The following is a 23296-nucleotide window of genomic DNA, read 5'->3' on the forward strand; positions in this document are numbered from 1 at the left end:
TTTAGCCCCTGTATTTGAAGCTGCTGCCACCTACGAACTCACGCATGATGCTGGTGGGGGGAATCTCCTTGTCGCTGATGGGAATGAAATAGCGCAGGAATTTCAACAGGCGATGGGCCTCGGCGTACTCTGGGCAGTTTTTGGGAACTGAAGCAAGAATCACCTCGGCATGGGTGCGCAACACGGCAAACTCGATATTAAGCGCCGAATTGAACATCACATCGGCCGTCTCCTGGAAAGGAGCGATCCACTGGTCCTCGGCCTCGCACACACTCTTCCATTGACTGATGGTCTCACGAGCCGAGAAAGCGCCTTTGTTGTAGTCGCGGATGATGCGACGCAACAGGCGGTTGTCCTGGGTAGGAATCCAGTTGTGATCGTCGAGCGAGATACTGGTGAGGGCAGAGATATAGATCTTATACTTGGCTGAATCGGGAATCTGCTTAGTGAGCAGAGGATTCAGGGCGTGAATACCCTCGATAATCAGCACACTATCATTGCTCAACTTAAACTTCTTACCGTTCCACTCGCGCTTACCTGTCACAAAGTTATACTGGGGCACCTCTACTACCTCGCCCTTCATCAGGCGCTCCAAGTGCTCGCCCAGCAGCTTGTAATCTACAGTCTCGATATTATCAAAGTCGTACTGACCGTTAGGCAGCTTGGGGGTATCGACACGGTTCACAAAGTAATCGTCGGTAGAGAACGAATAGGGGCGCAAACCGCAGGCCAAGAGCTGTACGGAAAGACGCTTACAGAAGGTGGACTTACCTGAGCTCGACGGTCCTGTAATGAGGACTATACGGATGGGATTCTCTGGGTTGCGGAAACGCTGGTCGATCTCCTCGGCGATTTTCACGATCTTCTTTTCCTGCAGGGCCTCGCTCACCTGAATCAGCTCGGAGCCATAGCCACGCAGGATGGCCTTGTTGACATCGCCCGCATTCGACAGGCGCATAATGATATCCCAACGCACTTTTTCTGCAAACACCTCGAACGTACGAGGCATATCCACCTTCTCGGCCAACTTGGTAGGGTCGTTCTTATCAGGCACACGCAGCAACAAGCCGTCGTGATAGCGCTCCAGGCCCCACACCTTGAGGAAACCAGCCGAGGGTACCAGCGGACCATAGTAATAATCCACGGTATCGCCCAGCATATAATAATCGGTATATATCTGACCGCTGGTTTCAATCAGCTTCACCTTATCGGCAAAACCACGCTCGCTGAACACACGTACAGCCTCGTCGGTAGTGGCCTCGGTGCGACGGAAGGGCAGGTCGAGATCAACAATCTCCTTCATGCGCTGGCAGATCTTCTGCACATCCTCATCGGTCAGGGGCTCGTTGTTTTTCTTTTTAAAGTTGCAGTAATAGCCATTAGAGATGGGGTGCTCCATGTAGAGTTTGCTGCCAGGGAACACATCGCAGGTAGCCTTGTAGAGCACAAAGCACAACGAGCGTATATACACACGGCGGCCAGAACCACTACGGGCATCGAGAAACTCCACGTCGCGATTCTGATACAAACGGAACTTCAAGCCCTGCGAGGCATTGTTGACCTTGGCCGAAACCACAGGATACTCAAAGTTTAGATCATTGGCAAACGCCTGATAGACGTCGGTTAACGATGTACCTTCAGGGAAACTCTTGGTGACGTTGTTATTCTTGCAGCGGATATGTAACATACTACTCGTGTTTTTTCAGACTGACCTTATCGATAGCTATCTTCTGACAGCCGATGCCGATGATGGCTAACCGAGCCTTGGCACTGGCGGCATTAGCCGTAAATGTTGTTTCGTATTTCTGCCAGTGGCAGCCCTTAGCGCGGATAGTGGCCTCGGCCAAAGGCTTCCGTTGCTCATCGACCAACTGGATGATGAGGAGTTTGTGGCCACAGGTACGCTCCTCTTCCTTCAGCGCAGGGATATGACGCAAGCTGACAGAGAAATCGTACTTGGCACCTTCAACCACAGGGATACCATCAAACCCCACGTTATAGATGGTATCGCAGCAGATAACAGCATAATTAGGATTATCGGCACTAATAGGGTCGACATGTACCACGACTACTGGCTTGGGACCATCCCAAGCGGTTGTAGCACTGGTACCTCGTTCTACTCTGGGTTTCAGTTCAAAATCGCCATTACGGATAAGCTCTGCTTCCTGAGCCTGAGCGGTGAGAGTGCATAATGCCAGCATCAGCATCATACAGAGATGTTTGCAATTTATCATATCAAGTCAAATATTATAGTCTATACTACATGTAGGCAGAGCATAGTGAGGTCGTCGTTTGGATCGGCACCATCGCGATGCTGACTCACCTCAGTCTTCATGGTATCTACCATCTCGCGAGGACTCAGCAGGCTATTACGCTTAAATACGGTAAGCACCTGTTCGTCGCCAAACTGATCCAGCTGGCTATTCTCGGCCTCATTCAGTCCGTCGGTATATACAAAGAACAGGCGACCACGGATGTCGTCGATAACCTCGCCAGTATATTTCAGTCCCTCCCACAGGCCAATGGGCGCATTCGATTCCATCTTCAGGAATCTGCTCTCATCGCCATTACCTAATATGGGGGGATTATGACCTGCGTTACAGAAGTCGAGCTTGCCTGTACGCAGGTTCACCATACCGATAAACATGGTAATAAACATGCCGTCGTCGTTATGCTCACTCAGTTCAGCATTCAGCTCGGTAGCTAACTTGGCTGGCGTGTAGTTACGCTTTACCATAGCACGGAACAGGCGGATGACCTGAGCCATGAAGAGCGCTGCGGGCACGCCCTTACCTGATACGTCGCCTACACAGAAGCACAAGTTATCGCCAATAATCAGATAGTCGTACAAATCGCCTCCTACCTCCTTAGCGGCTGTCATCGAAGCATAGAGATCGAAATCAGAACGCTGTGGAAATTCGTTGGGCACCATCGACTCCTGGATATGACGGGCAATGCGCAGCTCGCTCTCGATACGCTCCTTGGCCGACGTGGTTTCCTCGAGCTGGTCGTAAGCCGCTTTCAGATCGTTGTGCGCCTTGTGCAGCCTGGCAGCAGCCTTCTGCTTGTAAAGGGCATAGACAATGAAGAAGCCGATGATGAGAATAATGGTGATGATAGCCGCTATCTGTCGTTCGCGCAGCAGCTTGGCTTCGTTTTCGGCCAGCTTGGTTTCATTCTGCTCGGTATTGTAGATAGTGGCCAGTTCGGCTGCATTATCGGCTCTTGCTCGATCGATGGCTACACTGAGCGAGTCGCAGATAAAGGTACTGATGGCATAAACCGAGTCCTTACGACCAGCCTTGAGGTTGGCTTCGTACTTCTTAAGATAATAGGTTTCGAGATTCTCGATCGAGAACTCCATGCGATATTTGTTCACCAACTCATCGAGTCGCTGAAAACAAACGGCAGCATCTTTCCATTGTTTGGCCTCAATCAGGTACTCACCAGCGTCGTAAATACCCTCAGGACTCTTACTGAACTTGGTGTTTCTGAAATCAAGATAGGCCAGATACGACTCCTGCGATTGTCCTAACGAGACAAGCGCTGTGGCACGATAGATACTACAACGGGCAAGCTGCTTGTCGATATAGTCTACGTCGGCAGGATATAGCCTCTCATATTTCTGTACCAGCTCTTCATAGCAGTCGCACCAATGCATGGCCTGCTGATACTGATGGGTGGCATTGCACGAGTAAGCCATATTCACAATGCCGGCAATGGCACCTTTGTAAGTAGATTCGGTAGGTGAAGCGTTGATGCGCTCAAGATGTTTGCTATAAGCACGTTCGAACGACTTTCTGGTAGTTTCTTCCATGCCAGGCAAACGGGCCTGACCGCAACCGATAAACACCAGCAGGTTTACATAATCGGTGGTAGTGTCGCAACCTAACACCTCGAGCTTTTCGGCAGCATTGATAGCCTCCTTCAACGAGCCATCGAAATCGCCCTTCAGGTTCAACAGGTTAGCCAGATGACTGGCCGATTTGGCATAATAATCCACCTGCTCGCCATTATTATAATTATCGACTGCGCTCTCGGCTTTCTTCCAATAATACTCGGCTGTACGCTTCTTACCCATGCGGTCGCTGGCATAGCCACTCCAATAGTACGACTGAACTTCGGAGATAGCACCAGCCTTGCCAAGACTATCGGCTAAAGACAATAACAACGGATAGTCCTTATGCTTGTATGCATCAAGGACTAATCCGTCGGCTGTATTCTTTTCAAGTCCTGTTTCTTTCCGTTCGCCGCATGCAACCACCAGCAACACTGCCAGCGAGAAACAAGCCAGTAGTTTAATAGTTCTTTGGCTCATTCTTATGCCCAATAATCATTTCTTGTGGGCAAAGATACGGAAAAAGTTTGGAACTTGCAAGTTATTCCACCAAAATATTACATAAACATCGCTCTTTTATCCGCGAGCTTCAATCTCCTTGTTAATCTCGTCAAGACGCTCATCGGTAAGAGGATACTTATAGATGAGGCAACCTACAACGATCAGCAGAACAGCTGGGATAATACAAGTGAACACCAGAATAGCATTCTGTGCTGTTGCAGAATATTCGGCAAGGTGCGTATAATAAGCGTTAACAGGTGCGCTGATAAACGATGCCAGGAACACTGTTACAAAGATGCTCAGTACCAGCTGCAGGCACTTGTTGGCCTTGAACTCGGCAAACATCTCGCGGTAGGTAACAGGCTTCTCAGGGGTGGTAGCGATTCGCTCCCTACAACCTGTGAAGCAATAAAGCAGAAGCATAAAGCCGATGATGGCAAACACGCAGGTAACGGTAAACCAGGCATTAGGATCGATAGGCAGAGCCGACTCCTCGCTGGCCAGATCGAAGCCAATCATACCCATTACCAATGGCGTAATCCAACCGGCTATGGAGAAACCAGCCTTGAAGGCTACACCAGCCAGGGCGTTAACGGTAGCAGCAGGACGGTTGCCTGTGCGATACTCGGCCTCGGTGATGACCTCAGGCACAAGAGCCCACATCAGAGAACCTACCAACAGACCCACACCTGTCATCACCTTGGCTGTCTGTACCAGCGTATTAAGGGCTGCCACATCAAAGAACTTACCAATGGTAAACAGGATGGCGAAGCCTACAAAACCAATAGTGAGCAGCAGATAATACAGGCCCTTCTTGCCCAACCATCTCTTCAACATAGGCAGAGAGGGCAGGATAACGAAGGCAGGGATAGTACCAATGGCCATGAACAGAGCCTGATTCCAGTCGATTATCGTGTGAGCAACCATAGCCAAACCGATGGGGAAACCAGCCTGAACTACAATCTGACCGATATTAGCGCACACCATACGGGTAGATGTCAGTTTCAGCACCTCGTCGTTATCGCGCGTCATACTGGCCATAATAGAGCCATAAGGGATATTTACCACTGAATAGATCATACTCAGCACCGTATAGCTCACAGTGGCATAGATCAGCTTCATGCTGGTTGACCAGGTAGCGGCCTGAGGCAGCATGAGCAGGCAGGCGGCAACCGTCAGGGGAATACCACCATAAAGCAGGTAAGTGCGGTACTTACCCAATTTGGGGTTACGGTTATCAATATAACGACCTACTACAGGACTCCAGAAACAGTCGATGAGTCGAACGGAAAGAATCAGTCCACTCACAAAAGCTGGATTAATCTTCAGTACTGTAGTCAAGTAAAGCATGAGATAACATGCCACCGTCTGGAAAATCAGGTTTTGCGCCAGGTCGCCCGATCCATATCCGATGCGCTGGAGCCACGAAAGCTTGTAAAAGCCTTTGGTTTCGTTAGTTGTACTCATAATTCTTATTAGTTATTATTATTTAATCTTCAATTCGAATGAACTCATTGGCAGACCGTTCAATGAACGTACATTTGCCTGCTTAGGATCGTCCTTCCAAGCGTAGCGGATTTTCAGGCATGGTGCCTGAGATGCCGTAGGATAAAGAAGGGTAATCACGTTACCCCTGCCGACAGCAGGAACATTCTGATATTTGTCGCTACCATTGTTGCAAACCTCGAATGTATAAAGATCGCCTTCCTGTATGGGTTGGTCGAGTGTGAGCTGAATAGCCGCATCACTCACATGAGTAGATACCACCTCGGGCGACAACTTCACCTTATTATTATATAAGAGCTTATCAAAGCACAGGGCCACGCGCTCGGCAACCTCTTTTTTACGCAAGGGATGGATATCAACCGTCTCGCCCAAGTCGTTGATGACTGCCAGTTCTGCACGTGCATCGGCTTTGACTGCGGTGCGCTGAGCCTCGCGCAACTGCGCCCAACCGCTGTTGACGGGGTCTAACTGTGGCGTGATGGGACGTGGGAAGCCACTCTGCTGGCGACCATCGTAGTTGGCCAACTGGACAATGACAAAAGGCAGCTGCTCCTGCCAACGATCGCGCCAACAGCCCATCAGTTTCTTCAGATAGTCTGCATATGCAGGATTTCCTGTATTCGATTCACCCTGATACCAAACAACACCGTTGATGGCGTAAGGTGCCAAGGGATAGAGCACGGCATTATAGAGGGTGGTAGGCTGATTCTGCAGAGAGACATCGCCGCCTGGGCACTGAGGCATCTCGGCACCGACATGCATCAGCCACTGCTGGCTCAAAGGAATCACATCCTGGGGCATGGGGTTCTGCGAGAAACGATCGTCGCCGAAACAAAACATATAAGGCTTTTCGGGAATAAAGTGCGCAGCGCCGTATTTGTTGATAAAGCGGATAGCAATTACATTATCACCTTCCTGCAAGAGTCCTTCAGGGATATCATAGCGGCGAGGCGGATACTGATAGCCCGTCTGGCCTATCTGCTTACCATTCAGGTATGTCACATCACGATCGAAGAGTGTACCTAACAGCAAACGCGCCGGTTTTCCTGCATGCGCCTTGTCAATCGTTATATGCTGACGCAACCACACACTACCCGTACCGCGCCAGGTCCAGTCGTTCTGATTGACCACAGGCCACTGGCTGTCATCGCATTTCGCATCAGCATAGCCAGGGTCGGTCTGATTCAGAATGGCCTCCCATTGCTGGTTAGCAGCACCATTGGCCTGCATCTGAGCGCGTATGTAGGCATCATTCTGATACATCTGTAATTTTTTGATGAGCATGGGATAGCAGGTTTTCAGCGAGTCTTCGCTAATCCATGCCTCGATAGGGGTTCCACCCCAACTGTTGACGATGATGCCCTGAGCCACCTTGTTTTTCTCGAACATACGCTTACCCAAGAAGTAGCCAGCTGCCGAGAATAGCCAGGCATTCTGCTTATTGGCAGGTTTCCAGTTGATATTTGTGGGACGGATATCTTCCTTAACGCCATGCGTGCTCGTTTCGTTCTGCACACGGAACAAGCGGATCTGACTATTCTCGTAGTTATCAATCTCCTGAGTGTACTGCGGATAGACGCGTTCGATAGTTACATCGATATTCGACTGACCAGACAACAGCCACACATCGCCGATCATAATGTTATCAATGGTCTGTTCGTTAACAGACATCTGATAAGGGCCACCCGCTTTCATCTTAGGGAGATCAATGCGCCAACGACCATCAGCATCGGCAGTTGTGGTATACACTTTCTTATTGAATCGTATGGTAACCGTTTCGCCGACATCGGCTTTTCCCCAAACAGGGATCGTTTTACCACGCTGCATCACCATACCCGACTGGAACAGTTGCGGCATAGAAACCTTAGCATCAGCAATTGAAAGGCAGAATAAAGTTGCGCAAAAAAACAGAATTTTCTTCATAATTGTTGCTTTGATGTTGCAAAAGTAACAAAATTCTTTGTTGAACTATCCAAAATCACCTTTTTTCTTACGCGATGACACATTTTGAAAAGCATCTGTAACAATTTAGAATGTCGGATGGCTATTTTTTCACTACCTTTGCAGCAGTTTTAACAACAACAGTTATGAATAAGTTATCATCACAACAGGTTTCATTGGGCGAAAAGGTGGGCTATTCCTTGGGAGATGCCGCCGCTAATCTGGTATTCCAGATGATGATGATATTCCAGTTGAAGTTCTATACCGACGTTTTCGGACTTGATGGAGCAGTGGCTGGATCGGTACTGATGATTGCCAGTATTTCGGCTGTTATTGTTGATCCCGCAGTAGGTCTACTGACCGACCATACCAACACCCGCTGGGGCAAATTCCGCCCCTGGATGCTATGGACCGTCATCCCTTTCTGTCTTTTTTATGTATTGGCATTCTACAATCCGGGCATACATAGCAAAGGCGCCGTAGCCATCTATGCTACTATCAGCTACGTGCTGCTCATGACCGTCTACAGTTTTAACAACATCCCCTATTCCTCATTAGGAGGCGTAATGACGAGCGACATACGCGAGCGCACCAGCATCACCACCATCCGATTCGTCGTTGTTACCATAGCACAGTTCGTGGTACAAGGACTCACATTACCACTCGTCGAACATTTTGCCGAGGGTAACACGTTGCAGCATGGTTGGAGCTGTACTATCATCCTCTTTGCCTGTATCGCATTTCTATTCTTTATCATTACATTTGCGGTATCCAAAGAGCGTATCCAACCACCTCCACAGCAGCAAATCAGTATTAGAGAAGATATCAAGAACACTTTTTCGAGTGTATCCTGGAATGCCATGGCGCTGCTCACTTTCTCCCTATTCATCACATTAGCCATGTGGGGATCGGCCATGAATTTCTATTTCCAGTATAATGTCGATCAGAAGTCGCTTTATGATTTCCTGTCACATTTTGTCAGCATCGAACCTGACGAGGCCTATTCTTTTGGTTTCTCAGCCTTTAACATGATGGGCGCTGTGGTACAATTTATGGGTGTCATCTGTTTGTCGCGTTACTTAGCCAACAAGTTCGGAAAGAAAAAGACCTTCAAGGTTTGTCTGGCCATGACCGCCTTCTTTACAGCGCTCTTCTATATCCCTGAGCCAACAGATGTCAGCTTATTGTTCGTACTCAACTTCCTGCGCTCGTTAGTCTATGCCCCTACCATCCCACTACTATGGGCCATGATAGGCGATGTAGCCGACCATATAGAATACGAGAACCATCGCCGTGCCACAGGATTCTGTTTCTCAGGTATCGTACTCGCGCTGAAATTAGGTCTGGGATTCGGAGGTGCTATTGCCGGCATCATCATTTCGATGTTTGGCTATAACTCTGGTGGCGAGTCAACGATCCAGAATGAGAGTGCCACCTTAGGCATCCGACTGGTATCAAGTGTTGTTCCTGCCATCCTCTTTGTTGTAGGCGTAGTAGCGCTCCATTTCTATCCGATTTCCAAGGAATATAACGAGAATATGCAGGCAGAGTTAGCTGCACGGCGACGCTTTGCCAACCAAAATAATCATGTTTAATAACTCATTTAATATAGTTTGTATATGAAACCACGCTATCTTTATCCGAAAGATTATTATGCAGATCCTTCTGCTAATGTATTCAATGGTAAGCTTTATGTATATCCCTCTCACGACTGGGAGGCTGGTGCTGCCTTCGACGATGATGGCGGTCACTTCCAGATGAAAGACTATCACGTTATCTCTATGGAAGACGTAGAGAATGGCGAGGTAACCGACTATGGAAAGATTCTGGATGTTGCCGACGTAAAGTGGGCTGAAAAGCAGATGTGGGATAACGACTGTGTAGAGAAGGATGGTAAGTACTACCTGATTTTCTCGGCTAAGGACTACAATGGTGTATTCCACCTGGGTGTAGCAGTTGCTGATAAGCCCGAAGGGCCATTCATTCCACAGGATCAGCCTATCCGTGGTTCATTCTCTATAGACCCCAGCGTATTCAAAGACGAAGACGGACAGATCTACTGCTACTTCGGTGGTCTGTGGGGTGGACAGTTGCAGTGGTACCAGGCTCCAGAGAAACTGGTGAAAGAAGGTGTTGACCTTGGTCCTGCTGCTGATAAGAAGACCCAGCTCTTTGCGCCTGCCGACGTACCTGCCCTGTCGAGCTTCGTGGTAAAGATGAGCGATGATGTACTGCAGTTCTCAGAGGCTCCACGCAGCGTTGTGGTAGTCGACAAGGACGGACAGCCCCTGAAGGCAGGTGATCCTCATCGTTTCTTCGAGGCTTCATGGATGCACAAGTACAACGGCAAGTATTACTTCAGCTATTCTACCGGCGACAGCCACATGCTGTGCTATGGTATCGGCGACAATCCTTACGGACCTTTCACCTATCAAGGTGTCATCCTCGACCCAGTTGTAGGATGGACAACCCACCACTCTATCGTAGAGTATAAGGGCGAATGGTTCCTGTTCTATCACGACTGCGTACCTTCAAATGATATCACCCACCTGCGCTCACTCAAGGTGCAGCGCCTGTTCTATAACGAGGATGGAACGATTCAGAAGGTCATCAATGAATAATAATTATCAACTTATAGACAACTATTTTATTACTCACCGCGACGAGTTGCTGACATACGTCAGAGCTCGTCTTGGTGGAAGTGCAGAGGCAGAAGATGTGGTACAAAACGTCTTTCTGCGTCTGCTCACTTCCACTAAATTATTAACCGAGCACACCTTACCAGCCTTAGCCTATACCATTGCCAGTCATCTCATCTTCGACTACTACCGTCGTCGTACCAGCTATCATGAGTACGAGCACTATATCCATCAGGTATGTAGCGAGAAGCTTTCTACAGACTCTGTTTACTCTATCCACGAAATCACCGAACAGATGGAACGCGGATTAGCCCGACTGCCTGAGAACTGTCGTGAAATCTATCGTCTTCATATCTACGATGGTATGAAGGTAAGTGAGATATCGGTTTTTCTGGGCGATAACTACAAGAGCGTAGAGTATCGCTTGGGTACTGCCCGCAAAGCTATGCGACAGTACCTGCGCGCTATTTGAATATTAAAGTGGACAGTTTATCAGCGGCAAACAAATCGTTTGCCACCTGCTGGATGTCAGCAACCGTCACCTTATCGATACTATCAAACAGTTTATCAACGTTTTTCTCCCAACCATAATGCAGGAAACTCTTGCCAAGGTCGAGGGCAAACTGCTCACGATTGTCACAAGCAATGGCTATCTGACCTTTCAACTGCTGTTTGGCTTTCTGAAGGGCACTATCGCTCAGAGGCTTCTGCATCACCTTATCCAGCTCGCGACGCACCAAACGGAGACATTTTCTTACATCATGTGGGTCGCAACCAAAATAAATGCTCCACATGCCTGTATCGCTATAGCTCACCATCGTACTCTCAACAGTATAAACCAGACCATGACGCTCGCGCAAGGCAAGGTTCAGGCGGGCATTCATGCTGGGACCGCCAAGGATGTTATTCAGCAGATACAAAGGGATACGCAAAGGGTGATGGATATCGTAGCTACGTGTGCCTAACATCACATGAGCCTGGTGCGAACCTATATCTTTGGTAAGCGATTTGGCAGGAACCGCTGGGGTACCGCCAACCAATACGGATTGTTGTCCGGCTGGTGCCTGAACTAATTCCTGCGCTTTCTCTACCATTTTTACCAGACGTTTGAAATCCACATTGCCATAGGCAAAGAAGATAGCGTTATCAGGGCGATAGTTGCGCTTTACAAATCGTAAGGCATCGGCTGTTTTATAGGTACGCAACTGATCGGCATTGCCCAATATGTTATGCCCCAAGGGATGCCCCTCGAACAACATATTCTCAAATTCATCGTAGATCAGCTCTGCTGGCGAGTCGTTATAACTCTCAATTTCATCGCAGATCACCTCTACCTCCTTATCAATCTCGTGCTGAGGATAGGCACTGTGGAATACCATATCGGTAAGCAGCGAGATAGCTTTAGCAATATGCTCCTTCTGGATAGCAGCATAGAAGGTGGTATCTTCCTTGTTAGTGAAGGCATTCAGATCGCCGCCTAATTGCTCCAGGCCATTGATAATCTGGAGGGCGTTGCGATGCTCAGTACCCTTGAACGTCATATGTTCGCAGAAGTGAGCCATACCCTCTTCGCCTGGTAGCTCATCACGCGTACCTGCTGCAATCTGATAACCGCAGTAAACCACCTCAGCCACAGAAGGCTTGTGGATGATCCGCAATCCATTGGATAGAGTATGGATATTGTATTTCGACATCTTATCCTTCGTAGTCTGTTGGGTCATCGATACCGGCATCAGCCAAGGCCTCCTTGCGTTCTACGCAGGTACCACACTTACCACAATGCTTGTCGCCACCACGGTAGCACGACCAGGTCTCGGCATAGTTGATACCCAGTTGCTTACCACGTGCAGCAATCTGTCCTTTAGTCATATTGCAATATGGCGAAAGCAAGCGTACACCATTATAAGTGCCGGCATGAGCGGCCTGATCGAAAGCATCGACAAACTCTGGACGGCAGTCAGGATAGATTGTATGATCGCCTCCGTGATTGGCCATCATCACATACTGCAGATTATTGCTCTCGGCCATACCTGTTGCTACAGCCAACATGATACCATTGCGGAAAGGCACAACAGTCGATTTCATATTCTCGTCGGCATAATGACCTTCAGGGATGGCCTCATCGCCCTCCAACAACGAACTATGAAAATACTGCCCCATAAACTCAAGGGGAATCACGATATGCTTGATTCCCAAACGTTCGCAATGCAGACGTGCAAAGGGTATCTCCTTCGCATTATGATTACTGCCATAATCGAAAGATATTGCTAATGCAATACGGTCCTGATAGTCGTACAGCAAGGTGGTAGAATCGAGACCACCGCTCAGTATCAATATACAGTCTTTCATCTTTCTTATCTTTTTGGCTGCAAAAGTACGAAAAAAAAGGCACGAAACACACTAATTACACGAAAAAATGTTTATCTTTGCGGCATGAAACTAAAAACGAACATTTTAACCGTATGTTTGCTACTCTGTTCTATGGCAAGCTTGGGACAAGTGTGGCAGTATGTCGATCCAAGGATTGGCAGTGAGGGTGTGGGAAGGACTTTCCCTGGTCCGTCGATGCCTTTTGGCATGTGTAAACCAGGTCCCGACTGTACCGTTAAGCCTAATGCCGGCTGGGCCAAGATGCCTGAGGTTGTGACAGGTTTCTCGCAGACCCATGTCAGTGGTACTGGCGGTGGGCAGAAATATGGTAATATTCTGATACAACCAGGTGTAACTCCTCAGAGACGGGTAAATGAGATGTTCGCATTAGGTTATTATGCCACCACCTTCGAGAATGGCATCCGCACAGAGATTACAACAGCTGAACGCTGTGCATTCTATCGCATACACTATCCCACGAACGGTTCACTACTCATCGATGCCACCCATTACCTGGGCAAGAACCCTGAACCAGACCGTCGTGAACAGCAGCAGTTCATCGGTGGCGAAGTAGAAGTGGTGAACAACCACGAGGTACGTGGTTACACACGCGTTCGAGGCGGCTGGAACAATGGTGATGCCTATACAGTCTACTTTTGTCTGGTAACAGATAAAGCATTTAAGCAGACGAGCGATAATACCATCGCCTTTGCCGATACCTTATTGAACATAAAGATTGGCATTTCGTACGTCAGCGAACAACAAGCCAAGCGCAATATCGTTGAAGACGACTTCGACAGTCAACTGGCAAAACTCCGCCAGAGCTGGGAGCGTCTGCTCAGTCGCATCCAGATAACAGGTTCAGGGACTGATAAGCGCATGTTCTATACTGCTCTTTACCACACCATGATCATGCCTGTGGATAAGACCGGCGAAAACCCCAAATGGACAGAGAAACCTTACTACGATGACTACTATGCCATCTGGGACACCTACCGTTCCAGTTCGCCACTCATCACACTGATTGACCCTAAACGCGAGGCGGATATCGTAAACTCGCTGCTAAACATCTATAAACGAGAGGGATACATGCCTGACGCCCGTAGTGGCGATTGCAACGGTCGTACCCAAGGCGGTTCGAATGCCGAGGTGGTGATAGCCGACGCCTTTGCTAAAGGTGTGGAAGGCATTGATTACAACTTCGCTCTCGAAGCTATGCTGAAGGATGCGGAAGCCGATCCAGGTGCCGACCACGAGAAACACGGACGAGGTGGACTGCACGAATACCTGAAATACGGTTTTCTGCCCTATGGTATCGACCGTGCCGGCACGCGCACCATCGAATACGCCTATAACGATTATTGCATCGCATTAGTAGCCAAAGGTTTAGGACGTATGGATATCTACGACCGCTACATCCAGCAATCAAAGAACTGGAAGAACCTCTGGCGTGCCGACTACGAGTGGGACGATGTGAAAGGCTACATCATGCCCAAGGATGCTCATGGACGTTGGCTGGATTCAGTACCTTGGGGCAAGTCGAAGGTCTATCATCCACAGATTCCATATACCCCTATCACCAAGGTTGCTCCCTGGTATCTGCCTTGGTGGAGCACCTTCTTCTACGAAGCTCTCTCGGCAGAGTATTCACTCAGTATTCCGCACGATGTGCCAGGACTGATTGAGGCCTGTGGTGGCGAAGAAACCTTCCGTAAGCGACTGGATCTGTTCTTCGACCGCAAGCGCTATAACGTAGGCAATGAGCCTTCGTTCCTCACGCCTTGTCTGTATCACTGGATAAGTCGCCCTGACCTGACATCCGACCGTATTCGCCAGATTATCACACAGAACTATAGCGATAAGCCTGATGGATTACCAGGCAATGATGATAGCGGCGCCATGTCATCATGGTTGGCCTTTCATATGATGGGGCTCTACCCCAATGCCGGACAGAGCTACTACCTGTTGCATACACCTTTGATTCCAGAGTGGACGTTACAACTGTCGAACGGTCAGACGCTACATGGTATCATTAAAGGCAAAGGCACACACTTTGAGAAGGTTACCCTGAATGGCAAGTTGTTGGATGATGCAAGACTGGAGCACGCCGACCTGATGAAAGGCGGCGAACTGGTGTTCTACGTTTCAAAGAAGAGTTTCAAAGAAGGGCACCATCTGTTTCCTACGGAGAAACTACCAGTTTCTCGGCATGAAACTACCAGTTTCTCGGCAGGAAACTACTCAAAGACAACCCCATCGCTCAAAGCCGCTATCAGCTTTACGCTCAACAAGCAGTTCCGCACCTGGCCGTTATCCTACACGTGGCAGGGAGATACCTTGTTTGTTACCTGCAAAGAGGCACGCTACAAGACCCCACGCCCCATCGTGGAGAATGGCAACAGCTTCTGCTGGAACATCCCTGCCGACGGAGTGGCATACGATGCGAAAGGTACGTTCGCCTTTATCTCAAAGAAAGCCCTGCGCGAGTTGAAACAGAATGGCTTCTGCCTCTATGACGGCATCACCTGGAGAAAATTGGATTCGACAAATCATACCATCCACGTCTGCGCTGACATCGACCGCACAGAAATGTGGATCTCTCTCGACGACGAGCTACCCTTGGTACTCGAAATGCGAAACAATCCTCTGGGAATCGATTGGCGTATAGAACGATGAGAAGAATACTATCTGTTATTAACCTTTTAATTGGATGCCTGATACTCTATGCTCAACCCATAGAGAATAAGAATGCTACGAGCATTGAGAAAGAGAGCGAAGCCAGATGGCAACAGATGGTCAGCCTGAAAAACAACTCGCAGACACAAAAACTTGCCGATGAAGCTAATGCCCAGATGGAATGGTTCCGAAAGAACAACCAATGGGAGAACTACTATCGTACCTGGCAACTCAAGGCCAACACCCTGAGCGCCCTCGGCAAGCTACAGCTGTCGCTACAAGAAACACAGCAGATGCTAAGCGACGCCCAGAAGCGCAACAACAAGCTGGGACGCGCGATGGCCTACAAACAGATAGGCGTCATCTATCTCAACATGAAACAAACAGAGCCTGCCGTCGAGGCGCTGAAACACTATGCCGAGCTGATGAAGGACGACGATGACATCAGTTCGCTCAGCAACATCTTCTATCGCATTGCCAAAGCCTACGACTACGACAAGCAGTTCGACAAGGAACTCCAAGTAGCCAATGACTGGTACAAGTTTCTTATCAAGAAGGTAGGAAAAAGAAGAACTGACGAAGTGCGCGAGTGCTATAACTCGTGCTATCAGGCTCGCGCTGCCGCCTATATCGGACTGAAGAAGTTCGAAGATGCCAAACTATCCCTTGATACAGCCGGACACCACGCCCATATCATCAACAAGCCACTCAGTCTGCACCATTATTATAAGATGCAGGCCCGCTACTTCCAGGCCAAAGGCGATGCCAATCAGGCATTGCTCTATACAGATAGCGTCAAGATGATTACCGATGAGAAGGATGACCATACCGACGAAATCAGAGCCCAGTCGCTGATGCAATTAGGACAAGAGGCAGAGGCAGCAAGCATCTATCAGCGACTGTATCACGAGAAAGACTCTGTGTTCGGACGCGAGACCCGTCAGCACCTCGACGAGCTGAACACCCTCTTCCAAGTCGACGAGCTCAAAACAGAACAACAACATACCAAGTTCTTATACACCATTGTTGCCTCATCGTCCATCGTACTGGCACTACTGGTGCTACTCATCTTCGGCTGGCGCACGGCCATCAGACTGAAAAAGATCAACGACAAACTGCGTATCGCCAACGAGAAAGCAAAAGTATCATCGAAGATGAAAAGCGAGTTTATCCGTAACATCTCGCATGAGATTCGTACACCGCTGAACATCGTATCAGGCTTCACGCAGGTTCTCACCTCGACAGATATGGATCTGCCAAAGAGCGAGAAACGGGATATTCAGGAGCGAGTGACAGAAAGTACAGACCGCATCATTAAACTGGTTGACCGCATGCTGATGCTGAGCGACGTGAACAGCGAAACTGAGATTGAACGTGAAGACCATACCGACGTCAAGACCATCATCAAGATGGCTATCAGCCATTCAGGCATCGATCACCATACCCGGCCTGGCAATAAGACTTCGGCTGTAACGCTCCAGATACTTAACGACGATAGCACTAACGCCGTTACCATGCTTACCAACAAGCAACACGCATCGCGCATTCTTGGGCAACTATTGGAGAATGCTTGTAAGTTCACCCACGAAGGCAGCATCACCCTCAAAACAGAGTTTACCAATCATGTCATACGATTTATCGTTGAGGACACTGGCATTGGCATTCCTGCTGAAGAGGCAGAGCACATCTTCGAAGAGTTCGTGCAACTCGACGAGTTTGCAGATGGTACAGGTGCCGGCTTGACCATTTCACGTTCTGTCGCCTTGCGAATGGGCGGCAAACTATGGCTGGACACATCATACAAACAAGGCGCTCGCTTTATTTTCGAATTATTGCGAGGATAGCCCACAAACATCATAGAGAATATGAAAAAAAGAATATATACCATTTTACTGATGGGGCTGGCTTGCCTGACAGCCAGTCCTGTGTTCGCACAATACGAGAAATTAGGCGGCGTGTATTATGCCTATCCCATTGAATCAGGCGATGCTACACCGCAACTTCAAGCAGCACCTGAGGGCTACAAACCCTTCTACATCTCACACTATGGCAGGCATGGCTCACGCTGGCTCACCAACGACGCGAGATACACCTGGGTAAACAACCAGTTTACTGATGCCAACAACCTTACCATACTTGGCAAGGAGGTTAGCAAGCGTCTGATCAGAATCTGGAAGAACGCCAAAGGTAACGGCGGACAGCTCACCGCCTTAGGTGCCCGCCAACATCGCGGCATAGCCCGTCGTATGTACCAGAACTTCCCGCAGCTGTTTACGAAAGATGCCCATCTGACGGCTCATAGCAGTACCGTAAACAGATGTAAGGTGAGTATGGAGAACTTTGTGGATGAACTCAAACAATTTTCCAAAGTCCAACATCTAACACCCATCACTCGCGAAGAAGATATGGCCTGGATAGCCTACACCTCACCAGAAGAAAAGGCCTTGGAGAGTCGTACCAACATCCCACTCCAGATATCACCCGACAGATTCATCAAAGCGCTGTTTGTGGATCCTTCGAAAGTAAAAGAGCCAGCCAAACTGCTGATGGAACTCCATACCATCGCCTCGGATATGCAGGATGTAGAATTGAATGTATCACTCTACGACATCTTCACACCAGAGGAATTTAAGGCAGTCTATGAAAAAAACAACATCGGTATGACCATCGTCCACGGCGATGTGATTGAAAACAAAGGTATCCCTGCCCGATGTGCTCTTTCACTTTGGAGACGTATCGAAGCCGATGCGGATGCAGCTATCGTTCGAGGAGGTGTGGGAGCCGATCTGCGATTCGGACACGATTCCAACCTCTATCGTCTGTTCACCCTCATGGGCATACGTGACTTATGGCAGGTAGAAAGCGGCATCAGATTCGATAAGATGGATGAGATTCTGCCGATGGCAGCGAATCTGCAGATGATATTCTACAAGAATGCACAAGGCGACGTGCTTGTGCAATTACTCCACAATGAGAAGTCATTGGGCTTCAAGAACTGGAAGGCACTCAAGCAGCAGGTAGCTGACCGCATCCATCACTTCGAGCATCTTCGTCAGCTCTGTGCGCTAAACACCATGGTGGGTACAGCCCCTGCCAACACCAAGACAGCAGGACTGTTTGGCAAAGGGTCAGAGGAGCATGGACAAACGCTACCAGCCGTTCTCGTGCCCAACGGACAGAACTTCTGGACACCCCAGACTCGTGACACAGAGCAGAAATGCATCGCACCTTATTATTATACCGACTCGCTGTTCCAGGGAATCCGGAATAGCCATTGGATAGTAGGCGGATGCACACAGGACTATGGTTCGTTCACATTAGCTGCGCTTAGCGGACAACTACGTCTGAAGCCAGAAGAGCGCGCCACTCCTTTCTCGCATGCACAAGAGATTTCACATCCTCACTACTATGCCGTCAGGCTGCCCAAGGAACATCTGAAGATAGAGATGACAGGAACGAGTCATACCGCCATCTTCCGCATCACCCCCGAGCAGGACGGACCTATACACATCGTACTGAACCACAACAGCGACGAGCAGCAAGGCCACTTAGAGATTGACAGTAAGGCCAAGACCATCTATGGCTACAACCCTGTGCATCGCATCTATCAGGGCTGGGGCGAGAAGGCAGGCTTTGATGGGCACTATCTGTTACAGGCCTACGATGATATCAAGGATTATGGCAGCGATAGTCTCTGCGCCTGGTTCACCTTCGAAGGCAAGGCTCATCAGCCCATCATCCTAAAAGCAGCCTCATCATTCACCTCGAAAGAAGGTGTCGTTAACAACTTCGCTTTCGAGACAGAAGGGCACGACTTTGGAAGTATGATGACCCAAACTGCCCAACAATGGATTAACCGCTTGCATACTATCGACGTAGAGGATGGCGACACCGCTCGCATCAACCAGTTCTATGGCGCCCTCTATCGCTGTTCGTTTCTGCCCAGAGAGATGAGCGATGTGGATGGCAGCTACCCTCAGTTTGCCAATGGCATCATTGAATTTCCTGCTGAACCACGCACCTACTACGGAGACTTCTCAATGTGGGATACCTATCGAGCCCTGCATCCACTCTATACACTCATTGCCCCTGACAAGGCTGCGGATATGATGCAATCGTTAGTAACTATGTACGAACAGGGCGGTTGGCTACCTATTTTCCCCTGCTGGAACTCGTACACAGCAGCCATGATTGGCGATCATAGCAGCGCCGTACTGGCTGATGCTTATATTAAAGGGATCAGAAACTTCGACATAGAAAAGGCTTACGAGGCGATGCGTAAGAACGCTTTCGAGACGCCAGCCAATTATAACGACTACAAGAACGGTATGGGTCGCAGAGCACTCACCTCGTACCTCAAGTACGGCTATATTCCCTTAGAGGATGGCGTGAAGGAGGCTTTCCATCAGGATGAGCAGACATCGCGAACCCTCGAATATGCCTTCGACGATTTTGCTGTGGCCCAGTTGGCCAAGGCCATGGGTAAGGACAAGGATTACCAGGAACTGATGCGCCGATCGGAAAACTGGCGCAATGTGATTAATCCCAAGACAGGCTATTGCGATGGTCGCCATGCGCCAAAACAGGTTTCGCGCAAGAAGACCGATGGCGGTAAGTTCGAGAACAACACCGACTTTATCCATCGCAAATCATATATTACTGAGGGTGCTACCTGCCATTATACATGGTATGTGCCACAGAATGTAGAAGGCCTCATCGATGTGCTTGGTGGCAAAGAGAAGTTCGAGACTAAGCTCGACTCACTCTTTTCAGAAGGTCGCTATTGGCACGGCAATGAGCCTTGCCATCAGATACCTTGGCTCTACGACTTTATTGGCAAACGCGAAAAAACCATCGAGCATGTAGCCCATATCCTCGACACAGAATACAACGACACTCCAGGTGGATTATCTGGTAATGACGATGCCGGACAGATGTCGGCTTGGTATGTATTTGGTTCTATCGGATTCTATCCTGTTTGTCCGGCTACCGATCGCTATATGTTAGCCGCCCCCAGATTCCAGAAGGTAACGCTGAACATGGAAAAAGGCAGGAAGTTTACGATAACGCCAAACTCCCTGCCCCTTCATCGGAACTATATTACTCAGGACGAGATTAAATATTAGGCTCGTCCCAAATCTTTGTCTGTGTGCAAGCAGTACCTACGGTCTGATTGCCAACCTTCAGGATAAAGTCGCCCTCCTCAAGGGTCCACTTTCCATCGGCGCCTACAAAGGCTAAGTTCTTGGCAGGCAACTGGAAGGTAACAGTCTTTACCTCGCCTGGCTGCAACTCAATCTTAGTGAAGTCGCGCAGACGCTTGTTGTCTGGTACGATTGATGCTACCAGGTCGCTGCTGTAAAGCAGTACAGCCTCCTTACCGGCCTTGGCACCTGTGTTCTTTACATCTACGCTTACTGTCAGCACATCGGCTGCAGTAAACTTGCTCTTATCCACCTTCAGGTTGCTGTACTCATAGGTGGTGTAGCTGATGCCATAGCCGAATGGCCACTGGAGCGAAACCTTTGCATCGTAGTTGTAAGCGCCAGCCATGGTGCCCACCTCTTCTGATACCTTATAATCATAGGTGTTCAGCGAGTTAATCTCACGAGGATAGGTGTAAGGCATCTTAGCCGAGAAGTTGGCATCGCCAGCCAACAGGTTGGCCAGTGCATCGCCACCATAGTTACCAGGAATCAGGATATCAACCACAGCCTTAGCCAATGGCTCGATATCAGCAATCAGACGAGGACGACCCTCGTTCAGCACCATGACGATGGGCTTGCCAGTCTTGGCGAGTGCCTTTACCAGATTGCGTTGGTTTGCCGACAACCACAGGTCGTTCAGGTTACCAGGTGTCTCAGTATATGAGTTCTCGCCAATACAAGCGATAATCACATCGGCCTTGGCGGCAGCGGATACAGCCTTATCAATCTCAGGCTCATTCTCATCGTAGTAAGCACCATTCTCATTATAGGTTACACCCTGCTCAAGGATGATGTTCTCCTTACCATACTTATTACACAGAGCCTCGTAGATGGTGTTGTATTTCTCTGAGAGTTCCTCTGCCTTTGAGCCCTGCCAGGTGTAGCTCCAACCACCATGCAGACAACGCATCTGGTTGGCGTTAGGACCAGTGAGCAGAATCTTCTTTCCCTTAGCCAAAGGCAGGATATTACCCTCGTTCTTCAGCAGAACCTCGCTCTCCTCAGCTGCCTTCAACGAGGCGGCAGCAAACTCGGCGCTACCAAACTTCTCAAAGCCCTTACCACCTGTGTTTGGTTTCTCGAAGAGGCCCAGGCGATACTTGGCACGCAGGATACGACGAACGGCATCGTCGATACGACTCATCTTCACCTTACCCTCCTGTACCAGCTCCTTCAGCAGAATGCAGAACTCAACGCTATAGGGGTCCATCGACATATCGATACCTGCATTGATAGCGATACGGATGGCATCTTTCTTATCCTTAGCTACATGTTCGCGAGAGAACAAGTTGTTGATATCAGCCCAGTCGGTAACCAGGAATCCATCCCACTGCAGGTCTTCTTTCAGCCACTTGGTCAGATACTCGTAGCTGGCATGAACAGGCACGCCGTTGACTGAGGCCGAGTTAACCATCATGGTGAGTGTACCAGCCAAAGCAGCTGCCTTGAAAGGCTCGAAGTATTTCTCACGAATCATCTGTGGCGAGAGGTAAGCTGGGGTACGGTCCTTACCTGTCCAGGGAGCACCATAGGCAAAGTAGTGCTTGGTGCTGGTACCTACGTGATACTGGTCGATGTGGTTATTATCATCGCCCTGATAACCCCTAATCTCAGCTGTTACCATCTTTGAGTTTACGATGGCATCCTCGCCAAAGCTCTCATATACACGAGGCCAACGTGGGTCGCGACTCAGGTCAACTACAGGGTTATACACCCAAGGACAGTTGGCTGCACGACTCTCGTAAGCTGTAATCTCAGCGCCTCTGCGAGCCAGTTCGGTATTGAACGATGCACCCAGATTAATGGGCTGTGGGAAGAGTGTTCCGCCCTGAGTATAGGTTACGCCGTGGTTGTGATCCAGTCCGTAGATATCAGGAATGCCCAGATACTTCATCGACTTTTTCTGAATCAGCTGGATCCACTGCTGCCACTGGGCTACTGTTGGAGCCTTTGTGCCTGGTGCATTCAGGATAGATCCCACCTTCCACTTAGAAATCAGTGTATCGAGCATCTGCTCGTTCAGTTTCCACACACGCTTAGTATCGCCCTGATAGATATCTACTGGGAATCCACCCAACTGATCGATAATCTGCTGATCGGTCTTCTTCAGCATCTCCTTTACTTCGGCATCCGAGCGACCGTACTGCTGCAGAACGCTGCGAACCTTTTCACGATCCACCTTGGCATTCTCTACAGTCATCTTGCCAATAATGTCGAGGTTCAGTTCCAGCATCTGACCGATCTTCTCGTCGAGTGTCATCTTAGCCAATGTTTTCTCAATCTTCGCCTCCAGCGCCGCATCGCGGGGGATGGCAGGCTTCTGTGCGTGCAACATAGTTGCAGCACAAATCATTGCAATCGATAAAATTGTTTTCTTCATAAATTGTGTTGAGTTAATGAATTCTGCCTGCAAAGATAGTAAAAACATTTTAATATCCATCCCTTTTTGCCATTTTTAAGACACCTTTATAGCGTTTCGCTCATTTTATTAATCCATATCAGTTGCTGTGGCGATAACGCAGGGTCAGCGTGCTGCTGAGGTCGCTGCCTATACCCTGCGACTGCATTTGTTTCTTGGCTTCGCGAACTTATTTGTAATTCAATAACCTTCTTTTGAA

Annotated in this window: 14 protein-coding genes; 6 read left to right on the forward strand and 8 right to left on the reverse strand. The window is 49.1% G+C overall.

The window, feature by feature from the left end; genetic code table 11:
* Nucleotide 1 precedes the first annotated feature (1 nt).
* From T491_RS0114490 to T491_RS0114510, 5 genes are all read right to left on the reverse strand, one after another.
* On the reverse strand, nt 2-1687 hold the full coding sequence (locus T491_RS0114490) for a nucleoside kinase (protein ID WP_028904522.1): 1686 nt from the start codon (nt 1685-1687) through the stop codon (nt 2-4).
* 1 nt (nt 1688) lies between these two features.
* On the reverse strand, nt 1689-2234 hold the full coding sequence (locus tag T491_RS0114495) for a hypothetical protein (RefSeq protein ID WP_155950163.1): 546 nt from the start codon (nt 2232-2234) through the stop codon (nt 1689-1691).
* A 20-nt stretch (nt 2235-2254) separates the two neighbouring features.
* Nucleotides 2255-4318, reverse strand: coding sequence for a PP2C family protein-serine/threonine phosphatase (locus T491_RS17235; RefSeq protein ID WP_051523186.1), 2064 nt, complete (start codon nt 4316-4318; stop codon nt 2255-2257).
* A 96-nt stretch (nt 4319-4414) separates the two neighbouring features.
* Nucleotides 4415-5806 (reverse strand): MFS transporter, encoded by a 1392-nt coding sequence (locus T491_RS0114505; RefSeq protein WP_028904525.1) that lies wholly within the window; start codon nt 5804-5806, stop codon nt 4415-4417.
* Nucleotides 5807-5824: 18 nt separating this feature from the next.
* Nucleotides 5825-7768 carry a sialate O-acetylesterase gene (locus T491_RS0114510; RefSeq protein WP_028904526.1) on the reverse strand — a complete coding sequence of 648 codons (1944 nt, stop codon included), beginning with the start codon at nt 7766-7768 and terminating at the stop codon, nt 5825-5827.
* A 164-nt stretch (nt 7769-7932) separates the two neighbouring features.
* Here T491_RS0114510 and T491_RS0114515 point away from each other — a divergent pair, with 164 nt between their 5' ends.
* Genes T491_RS0114515 through T491_RS0114525 form a run of 3 tightly spaced genes read left to right on the forward strand, consistent with a single transcriptional unit; the run spans nt 7933 to nt 10897 of the window.
* A complete protein-coding gene (locus T491_RS0114515; protein ID WP_028904527.1) occupies nt 7933-9381 on the forward strand; it encodes an MFS transporter in 1449 nt (482 codons plus the stop codon).
* Between the two features lie 24 nt (nt 9382-9405).
* A complete protein-coding gene (locus T491_RS0114520) occupies nt 9406-10407 on the forward strand; it encodes a glycoside hydrolase family 43 protein (protein WP_028904528.1) in 1002 nt (333 codons plus the stop codon).
* Complete coding sequence (locus T491_RS0114525) at nt 10400-10897, forward strand: RNA polymerase sigma factor (RefSeq protein ID WP_028904529.1); 498 nt, start codon at nt 10400-10402, stop codon at nt 10895-10897. Before T491_RS0114520 ends, T491_RS0114525 begins: the two co-directional genes overlap by 8 nt.
* Here the strand turns inward: T491_RS0114525 and T491_RS0114530 are convergent.
* Together T491_RS0114530 and queC are read right to left on the reverse strand one after the other, a co-directional pair.
* A complete protein-coding gene (locus T491_RS0114530; RefSeq protein WP_028904530.1) occupies nt 10890-12119 on the reverse strand; it encodes a pitrilysin family protein in 1230 nt (409 codons plus the stop codon). The two genes, T491_RS0114525 and T491_RS0114530, sit on opposite strands and share 8 nt — an antisense overlap.
* 1 nt (nt 12120) lies before the next feature.
* Nucleotides 12121-12774 (reverse strand): 7-cyano-7-deazaguanine synthase QueC, encoded by a 654-nt coding sequence (gene queC / locus T491_RS0114535; RefSeq protein WP_028904531.1) that lies wholly within the window; start codon nt 12772-12774, stop codon nt 12121-12123.
* An 84-nt stretch (nt 12775-12858) separates the two neighbouring features.
* Between queC and T491_RS0114540 the strand changes: the two genes are divergently transcribed.
* From T491_RS0114540 to T491_RS0114550, 3 genes are read left to right on the forward strand one after another with little or no spacing between them, the layout of a single operon-like run.
* Nucleotides 12859-15471, forward strand: coding sequence for a GH92 family glycosyl hydrolase (locus T491_RS0114540; protein WP_028904532.1), 2613 nt, complete (start codon nt 12859-12861; stop codon nt 15469-15471).
* Nucleotides 15468-17315, forward strand: a complete 1848-nt coding sequence (locus T491_RS0114545) for a HAMP domain-containing sensor histidine kinase (RefSeq protein ID WP_081773407.1) — start codon at nt 15468-15470, stop codon at nt 17313-17315. Before T491_RS0114540 ends, T491_RS0114545 begins: the two co-directional genes overlap by 4 nt.
* 21 nt (nt 17316-17336) lie before the next feature.
* On the forward strand, nt 17337-20597 hold the full coding sequence (locus T491_RS0114550) for a GH92 family glycosyl hydrolase (RefSeq protein ID WP_028904534.1): 3261 nt from the start codon (nt 17337-17339) through the stop codon (nt 20595-20597).
* Here the strand turns inward: T491_RS0114550 and T491_RS0114555 are convergent.
* Nucleotides 20587-23058, reverse strand: a complete 2472-nt coding sequence (locus T491_RS0114555; protein ID WP_028904535.1) for a glycoside hydrolase family 3 N-terminal domain-containing protein — start codon at nt 23056-23058, stop codon at nt 20587-20589. The two genes, T491_RS0114550 and T491_RS0114555, sit on opposite strands and share 11 nt — an antisense overlap.
* Between the last annotated feature and the right edge of the window lie 238 nt (nt 23059-23296).

This window comes from Prevotella sp. P6B4, assembly GCF_000619985.1.
Lineage (GTDB): Bacteria > Bacteroidota > Bacteroidia > Bacteroidales > Bacteroidaceae > Prevotella.

Excerpts from the sequence above, each read along its gene's own strand:
- T491_RS0114490 (WP_028904522.1), bottom strand. The coding sequence starts at position 1,687 with ATGTTACATATCCGCTGCAAGAATAACAACGTCACCAAGAGTTTCCCT.
- T491_RS0114495 (WP_155950163.1), bottom strand. The coding sequence starts at position 2,234 with ATGATAAATTGCAAACATCTCTGTATGATGCTGATGCTGGCATTATGC.
- T491_RS17235 (WP_051523186.1), bottom strand. The coding sequence starts at position 4,318 with ATGAGCCAAAGAACTATTAAACTACTGGCTTGTTTCTCGCTGGCAGTG.
- T491_RS0114505 (WP_028904525.1), bottom strand. The coding sequence starts at position 5,806 with ATGAGTACAACTAACGAAACCAAAGGCTTTTACAAGCTTTCGTGGCTC.
- T491_RS0114510 (WP_028904526.1), bottom strand. The coding sequence starts at position 7,768 with ATGAAGAAAATTCTGTTTTTTTGCGCAACTTTATTCTGCCTTTCAATT.
- T491_RS0114515 (WP_028904527.1), top strand. The coding sequence starts at position 7,933 with ATGAATAAGTTATCATCACAACAGGTTTCATTGGGCGAAAAGGTGGGC.
- T491_RS0114520 (WP_028904528.1), top strand. The coding sequence starts at position 9,406 with ATGAAACCACGCTATCTTTATCCGAAAGATTATTATGCAGATCCTTCT.
- T491_RS0114525 (WP_028904529.1), top strand. The coding sequence starts at position 10,400 with ATGAATAATAATTATCAACTTATAGACAACTATTTTATTACTCACCGC.
- T491_RS0114530 (WP_028904530.1), bottom strand. The coding sequence starts at position 12,119 with ATGTCGAAATACAATATCCATACTCTATCCAATGGATTGCGGATCATC.
- queC (WP_028904531.1), bottom strand. The coding sequence starts at position 12,774 with ATGAAAGACTGTATATTGATACTGAGCGGTGGTCTCGATTCTACCACC.
- T491_RS0114540 (WP_028904532.1), top strand. The coding sequence starts at position 12,859 with ATGAAACTAAAAACGAACATTTTAACCGTATGTTTGCTACTCTGTTCT.
- T491_RS0114545 (WP_081773407.1), top strand. The coding sequence starts at position 15,468 with ATGAGAAGAATACTATCTGTTATTAACCTTTTAATTGGATGCCTGATA.
- T491_RS0114550 (WP_028904534.1), top strand. The coding sequence starts at position 17,337 with ATGAAAAAAAGAATATATACCATTTTACTGATGGGGCTGGCTTGCCTG.
- T491_RS0114555 (WP_028904535.1), bottom strand. The coding sequence starts at position 23,058 with ATGAAGAAAACAATTTTATCGATTGCAATGATTTGTGCTGCAACTATG.